The sequence below is a fragment of the Arthrobacter sp. 4R501 genome, from assembly GCF_002929755.1.
Lineage (GTDB): Bacteria > Actinomycetota > Actinomycetes > Actinomycetales > Micrococcaceae > Arthrobacter.
This window is the reverse complement of record NZ_PJIW01000001.1, coordinates 314,181-321,254: the sequence shown is the minus strand read 5'-3', so window position 1 is coordinate 321,254 and position 7,074 is coordinate 314,181. Positions and strand designations below refer to the sequence as shown.

The 7,074-nt window shown below is 66.5% G+C and carries 6 protein-coding genes; all 6 read right to left on the bottom strand.

Translation table 11 applies throughout. The features are described from left to right. Positions 1–639: 639 nt before the first annotated feature. Positions 640–1,977 (bottom strand): M18 family aminopeptidase, encoded by a 1,338-nt coding sequence (locus CXR02_RS01500; protein WP_181037093.1) that lies wholly within the window; start codon positions 1,975–1,977, stop codon positions 640–642. A gap of 10 nt (positions 1,978–1,987) precedes the next feature. Then, on the bottom strand, positions 1,988–2,875 hold the full coding sequence (locus tag CXR02_RS01495) for an intradiol ring-cleavage dioxygenase (RefSeq protein WP_104060365.1): 888 nt from the start codon (positions 2,873–2,875) through the stop codon (positions 1,988–1,990). A 100-nt stretch (positions 2,876–2,975) separates the two neighbouring features. Continuing rightward, positions 2,976–3,668, bottom strand: coding sequence for a response regulator transcription factor (locus CXR02_RS01490; RefSeq protein ID WP_104060364.1), 693 nt, complete (start codon positions 3,666–3,668; stop codon positions 2,976–2,978). Then, positions 3,661–5,028 carry a sensor histidine kinase gene (locus CXR02_RS01485; protein ID WP_104060363.1) on the bottom strand — a complete coding sequence of 456 codons (1,368 nt, stop codon included), beginning with the start codon at positions 5,026–5,028 and terminating at the stop codon, positions 3,661–3,663. Before CXR02_RS01485 ends, CXR02_RS01490 begins: the two co-directional genes overlap by 8 nt. Positions 5,029–5,048: 20 nt before the next feature. Further along, positions 5,049–5,936, bottom strand: a complete 888-nt coding sequence (locus CXR02_RS01480; protein WP_246848664.1) for an ABC transporter permease — start codon at positions 5,934–5,936, stop codon at positions 5,049–5,051. A gap of 14 nt (positions 5,937–5,950) precedes the next feature. Further along, complete coding sequence (locus CXR02_RS01475) at positions 5,951–6,913, bottom strand: ABC transporter ATP-binding protein (RefSeq protein ID WP_104060361.1); 963 nt, start codon at positions 6,911–6,913, stop codon at positions 5,951–5,953. Between the last annotated feature and the right edge of the window lie 161 nt (positions 6,914–7,074).

Sequence of the window (7,074 nt, the reverse complement as noted above, 5' to 3'; positions counted from 1 at the left end):
TCCACATACGAGGGAATCCGGCGAAGAACCCACGGGATATTCCTCGCCTCGTTCAGGGTGGGAATAACGACACTGACTGACGCCCTCGGAGCTTCGAAGGCCAGCATCGGGAGTGTTATTGGGAGCTGGGTTGAAATAGACAAATACCTCACCACTTCATGACGCTTGCGGATTTAGTCAACTCCGCGCTCGACTCAGAAGTCGGGCGCAGATTTATCGCTTTATCCGGTCATGGGTCTGGTCTCTGGCCCCAGCTCTCATTTAGCCTTCGACTCTGGCCGTAGAGATGAGCCTATGGCTGGCCTGAGGAGCCTGTCACCAGTGGCAGGTACTCACTTTTGAGCGCCGGATATACGTTCTCTACCCAAGTACAGGGGTTGGGCCGCCGGTCCGAATATTAGGTATGGGGATCTCATTCCGCCCATATTTTAGGGATTTGACCGCTGTATCTGGGCTAGCGCGCATAAGGGACTTCCAGGTTGACGATTTCCAAGTGCCCAGCCCCGATGAGAATGGCCCGTAGCGTCAGGTGCCTCGCCTTCCATACAGCACCGCCGACATCCGTCAGCGGGCGGACCGAACGCTGGGAAGCCCCTTCCGGCCAGATAGCCGAATTGGCCGACCGCGTTCAGGCCACGCCTACACCGCCGTCCGGAAGAAAAGCTCCGTGACCGTTGCCAGCCAGTGCGGGTCATCCACGCCGCAGAGCTCGCGGGCTGAATGCATCGACAGCAGGGGCACGCCGACGTCGACAGTCCGGATCCCCAGGCGAGTGGCGGTCAGGGGGCCAATGGTGGAGCCGCAGGGCATTACGTTGTTGGACACAAATTCCTGGTACGGCACTTTCGCCTCCCCGCACAGCCTGGCCCAGAATGCCGCGCCCGGCGCGTCGGTCGCGTACCGCTGGTTGGCGTTGATCTTCAGCAGCGGGCCGCCGTTCAGGACCGGGTGGTTGGCCGGATCGTGCCGCTCCGGGTAGTTAGGGTGGACGGCGTGGCCGGCGTCCGCGGAAACGCAGAACGACGCCGCCAGCCCCTGCCGCCGTTGGCTCACCGTGGCGCCGAGGCCGTCGGAGACGCGCACGAGCACGTCTTCGAGGATGGGCCCGCACGCGCCGGATCGGGAGTTGGAGCCGATTTCCTCGTGGTCGAACGCCGCGAGGACGGCGATCGGGGCGCCGGCGATCGGCCCACCGGCCGCGCCGCCAGACGCAGCAGAAGAATGCGCGATCAGCGCCGCCAGCCCTGCGTGCGTCGCGGAAAGGTTGTCCAGGCGCCCGGAGGCGAAGAACTCACTGTTGGCCCCGAAAACCGCGGGTGGCTGCGTGTCCGCAATAACGACGTCGTACCCGCCAATCCGCGCAGGATCAACGGAAGCGCCGGCAGGCACGTGGGACGCCAAGACGCCCAGCAGGTCGAAATCGGAAGGGCTACCGAGGCCCCACACGGGGTTCATGTGCCGCTGCTTGTCCAGCGTCAGGCCGTCGTTCACGGCACGGTCAAGATGGATGGCCAGCTGCGGGAAGCGGAGCATGGGGCCGGTGGCGGTGAGGTGCTCTGTGCCGTCCAGCATGACCAGCCGGCCCGCCAGCCGAAGTTCGCGGTCCAGCCAGGAGTTGAGCAGCGGACCGCCGTAGACCTCCACTCCGGCCTGCAGCCATCCGAAAGCCCCGGTGGTGGGCTTGGGCTTGAGCTTGAAGGACGGGGAGTCCGTGTGGGCGCCAAGGATGTTGAACCCGGTGGTGGGTCCGGCATTTTCCGGGACCACCCAGGCGATCAGCGCGCCGTCGCGGACCAGGTAGAACGAACCGGCCCCGCCGGCCCAGGGCTCACGCTCGTCCAGGCCCGTGAACCCTGCGGCGTCCAGGCGCCGGGCGGCCTCGTGGACGGCATGGAAGCTCGACGGCGATGCGCTGACGTACGCGCCCAGGTCCTGGATGTGGTCAACGGCACTGGAGGCAGCGGAAGGCAAAGGCATGGTTCCGAGTCTAGGTGGTCACGTTGAGCCCGGCGGTGTAGCCGGCCGAAGCCGATCCGGTCATGGTGGCCAGCTGGTAGATGCCGCCGTCGTCCCCGAACACGTTGTCCGACTGCAGGGTGGTCCGCTTCATGTTCGCGATGCTGTCCTCGTAGCCGGGAGTGGCGTAGACGTCGTCGCAGGCGGCCTTCGTCAGGGCGATCTGCGATACCGCCAGCACCTGCCCGGCGGCGGTGGCGTTGCTCATGGACTCGAACACCTCGAAGTGGATGTGCGGCCAGCGGCCGGGATAGGCTCCGGGGAAAATGGACGTGAAGGTGACCTGGCCGCTGGCGTCCGCTTCCTGGACGCCGCGGAGGTAGTTTTCGTTTGCCAGTCCGGAATCGTACATGGAGTACCTGCCGTCCCGGTCGCAGTGCCACGCGTACACGGCCGCACCGGCCAGCGGCACGCAGCCGTTGGCGTTGTCCAGCAGGGTCAGGGTGAACGTCAGCGGCACGCCTGCAGCCGACGCAGACCCGGTTCCGAAGCTTGAGGTGATGTCCTGCCGCACCACCCCGGAGGCTGCCAGGACGTTGGGGCCGTTGGACCCGTCACCCGGGTAGGGACCTGCAGTTTCCTGCGGAATCTCCATGCCGCACTCCGCGATCGCCCGGGTGAGCGTGGGGCTGGCGGTGGGTGTCGCCGTCGTACTGGCGGCGCTTGCGGTGGCTGAGGCGGTGGCGGCCGACGTCGACGTCCCGGCTGTGGTGCCTGACCCGCCGGGGGTGCACGCTGCCAGCGCCGCTGCCGCACCGCCGGCGCCGAGGAACATTCCGAGGGAACGGCGGCTGATCATGGTGGACAGGTCAAACTCAAGGCCGCGGTCGTGGTTGGGGTGGGGAAGGTGGTTGCTCATGGCTCCATCCAACGCGCCCCGCCTATCCCCTGCATAGGCCCTTCCTGTGCAGAACCTGTGCGTCAGTAGGCCGCGCCAGCGTCAGTTGTCCGCGCCAGCGTCAGTAATCAGGATTGCTGGGGACCACCAGGCCTGTCTCGTAGGCGTAAACCACTGCCTGGACCCGGTCCCGCAGGTGGAGCTTGGTCAGGATCCGGCGGACGTGGGTCTTCACCGTTGCTTCGGAGAGGAAATACCGGTGCGCGATCTCGGCATTGGAGAGACCCTCCGCCATGGCCCCAAGCATCTCGGTTTCGCGCGGGGTCAGGTCTTCAAGCAACGGATCCCGCGGCGCGGCGGAGGGGGTCGGCACGGCTGCACCGCGGACATAGGTCTCCAGCAGCCGCTGCGTGACACGCGGGGCCACCACTGCATCCCCGCTGGCCACTACCCGGACGGCGCTGACCAGCTCCGACGGCGCCACGTCCTTGAGGAGGAACGCGGACGCGCCTGCCTGGAGCCCGGCGAACGCGTATTCGTCCACATCGAAGGTGGTGAGGATGATGATCCGGGCGCCGGAGCCGGAGGCCGTGATGGCGCGGGTTGACTCGATGCCGTCCAGCACGGGCATCCGGACGTCCATCAGCACCACGTCGGGGTTGAGCTCCCGGACCAGCCGCACCGCCTCGGCACCGTCGGAGGCCTCGCCCACAATATGCAGGTCTTCCTCGCCCTCGAGAATGAGGCGGAACCCCATCCTCAGCAGCGGCTGGTCATCCACCAACAGGACGGTTATGGGTTGGGTTTCAGTCACGTGTGCCTTGCAGTTGGGATGGACGGTTGTGGGGTTCCGCGGGTTCGTCGGCCGGCCAGTTCAGGACGGCACAAACGCGCCAGCCGCGGCCGCGCCGCCCGGCCACCACGGTGCCCGCGTAGATACGCGCCCGTTCGGCCATCCCCGCCAGCCCCTGGCCGGAACCGGGCCCGACGCCGGAGCCTGGGAGTCCTGGACCCGGCCCGCCGCCGCCGGAGGTGCCTGCGCCAGGGACTCCCGCGCCGTCGTCGAGCACTTCAATGGTGACCGTGGAGCCGGCCCGGACGATGCCCACGTCCACGCGGCCCAGCGACCGGCCGTAGCGGAGCACATTGGTCAGTGACTCCTGCACAATCCTGTAGACCGTCAGCTGGAAGGCCGCGTCGTCGGGCAGCGCGGGGCCGGTGTGCGAGTAGTGCAGCGGCAGGCCCGCGGTCCGGAAGCCCTCCAGGAGCTTGGCCAGGCTGTCGCCGGAAGCGAGGGGCTGCCGTGGCGCCGTCCCGCCGGCGTCGTCCCGGAGTACGCCCAGGACACGCCGCATGTCCGCCAGCGCGGTTCGGCCGGTCCGCGACAGTTCACCAAGCACCTCGCTGGCGCGGTGGGGACTTTTCCGGACCACGACGGCGGCGCCATCGGAGAGGCTGACCATCACCGTCAGTGAGTGCGCCACGACGTCGTGCATTTCGCGGGCGATCCGGTTGCGTTCGTTAACAGACGCCAGGCTGGCCGTCCGCGCCGCCCAGGCGGCGATCTCCTGCTCGTGTTCCCGCCGCTGCCGCACCGAGATGCCGATCCCGGTGGCGATGACGTTGGACAGGGCGATGGTGGCGCCGGTGGCGATGCTGGTCAGGAGGTGGAAGTCGCCGGGATTGCCGCCGGAATCGTGGACGAAGGAATTCTCCATGGGACCCACGGCGGCCAGCAGGTACAGCAGGGCCAGCGGCGCCGTGGCGGCGGCCATGGCCACCAGCGCGAACCGCCGCGTGTGCACCACGGCCACGGCATACAGCGAGAACCACAGGCCCGCCGAAACATTGGAGCCCCACGGATGAAGCAGTGTAACCGCCACTTCCATCACCGCGACGAAGGCAGCCAACGCCACGGGGTGGGAGCGCCGGAAGAACAAGGCCCCGGCGACCACGAAGAGGAGGGCCGCCGCCAGCCAGGCGCCGGACATGGTCGCGTCCACCACGGTCGGCGCCACCAGAAGCGCGTAGCTGAACACCACCACACCGTCCATCACCCGGGGATGCTGGTAAAGGTAGCGCCGGAGCAGGCCGCGGCGCTTGGCCGTGATCTCGGCAAGGGACGCGTCGGCCTGGCTGGCCGGCGCGTCCCTTACGAGTCCCGCTTCATTCATGCTCTGAGCCTAGTGTCCGCCTAGACGTCGCGTTTCTTGAGCACAATCATGGCCGGTACCAGGAACAGCAGAACGTAGCCCAGGAATATCAGGCCACCGTGCCAGGGATCGATGATGCCGTCGATGTGGCCAATGGACAGGAACCGTCCGCCGGCGTCGCTGGGGAGGTACTGGGGCACGTACTTCCAGAAGTCGCCGGGGATGAAAGTCATAAAGCTGGCCGCGATGGACAGGACGAAGAACAGGCCCACCAGCACGGTTATTCCGCCCGCGGAGTTGCGGAGCAGTGCACCAAGTGACAAGCCGATCAGGGCCACCCCGGCAACGTAGAGGCCGCCCGTGAAGACGCTGTACAGCACGCCCTCCGTGGACCAGTCCAGGTCCAAGCCAAGTCCCTGGAAGACCGGCATGGCGATCAGGAACGTGGCCACGGCGGCGATGGTGGTGATGACGTAGGAGATCACGGCGAGCAGGATCGCCTTGGCCACGAAGGCCGGTGTGCGGCGCGGGACGGCGTTCATGGTGGAACGGATCATTCCCGTGGCGTACTCGGAGGAGATGAACAGGACAGCCAGCGAGCCCAGCACCAGGATGCCGATCTGCAGGCCTGCATTGGGCAGGTTGTACAGGTCAAAGCCTGATCCTGGCGGGAAGGTCTGCGACATCATTTCCGGCGTCAGGGTCTGGCCCTGGTCCCGGGCCTGCCGGGCCATTTCGTCCAGGAAGGAGAACCGGATCAGGACCGCGAGGGCCCCGACGCCGATAATCGCCACCAGGGTCAGGAGCAGCAGGATGCGGGTGGACATCAGGGAGAACAGCTTGATCCATTCGGACCGCAGCACACCGGCGAACGTCACGCCCTTGGTACCAGCGGTGGAACGGACCCGGGAAGTTTGGGTTTCAGTCATGGTGGTCATCGTCCTTACTTTCCTGCCGTTGCCGGGGCGGTTTCCGGGGCGAACTCGCCGGCGGGTCCACCGGTCAGGTGTGAGTGGTACTCCACTTCGTCCTTGGTGAGGTCGAAGTAGGCGTCTTCCAGAGACGATTGCTGCGGGGTGAGTTCGTAGACGAGCACCCGGTTGTCCAGTGCCACCTGGGCGATCTGGCGTGCGTCCAGGCCTGTCACTTCCAGGGTTTCGGGCTGGCCCTGGTTCACGGTCACGCCATCGCCGGACAGCAGGGCGGACAGCTGGGTGGCCGCGGACGTGCGGACCAGGGTTTTGACCTGGCGGGTGCCCGCAATGATGTCCTGCACGGGGGCGTCCGCGATGATTTTGCCGCGGCCGATCACGATCAGGTGGTCTGCCGTCTGGGCCATTTCGCTCATGAGGTGTGAGGACAGGAAGACGGTTTTGCCCTGCCCGGCGAGGTAGCGGACCAGGTTGCGGACCCACAACACACCTTCCGGATCGAGGCCGTTGACCGGCTCGTCCAGGATCAGGGTCTGCGGGTCGCCAAGGAGCGCGTTGGCAATGCCCAGGCGCTGCCCCATGCCCAGCGAGAAGCCGCCTGCCTTCTTCCTGGCCACTGCCTCGAGGCCGGTCATTTCGATGACTTCATGCACCCGGGACGTGGGAATGTTGTGCGTCGCCGCCATGGCCCGCAGGTGGTTGTAGGCGCTGCGGCTGGTGTGGACGGCTTTGGCGTCCAGCAGCGCCCCCACCTGGTGCAGGGGGGCCTTGTGATCGGCGTAGTGCAGGCCGTTGACGGTGACCGTGCCCGACGTCGGCCGGTCCAGTCCCATGATCATGCGCATGGTGGTGGATTTGCCGGCACCGTTCGGGCCCAGGAAGCCCGTTACCTGCCCTGCTTTGACGGTGAAGCTGACGCCGTCAACCGCCGTTTTGCTGCCGTAGACCTTTGACAGGCCTGTTGCCTCAATCATGGAAAGGTTCCTTAGAACAGCAGCCTGGTGGCTGCGGGATGCGGGGGAGTTTTCGTGTGTACGCTCCACGCTACCGACGGCTCGGCGGGATTTCGCCTGTCTCAGGGATGATTCAGGGTCGAATCAGGGTAGTCCGCACGGATGATCACGGGTCCCCTCAG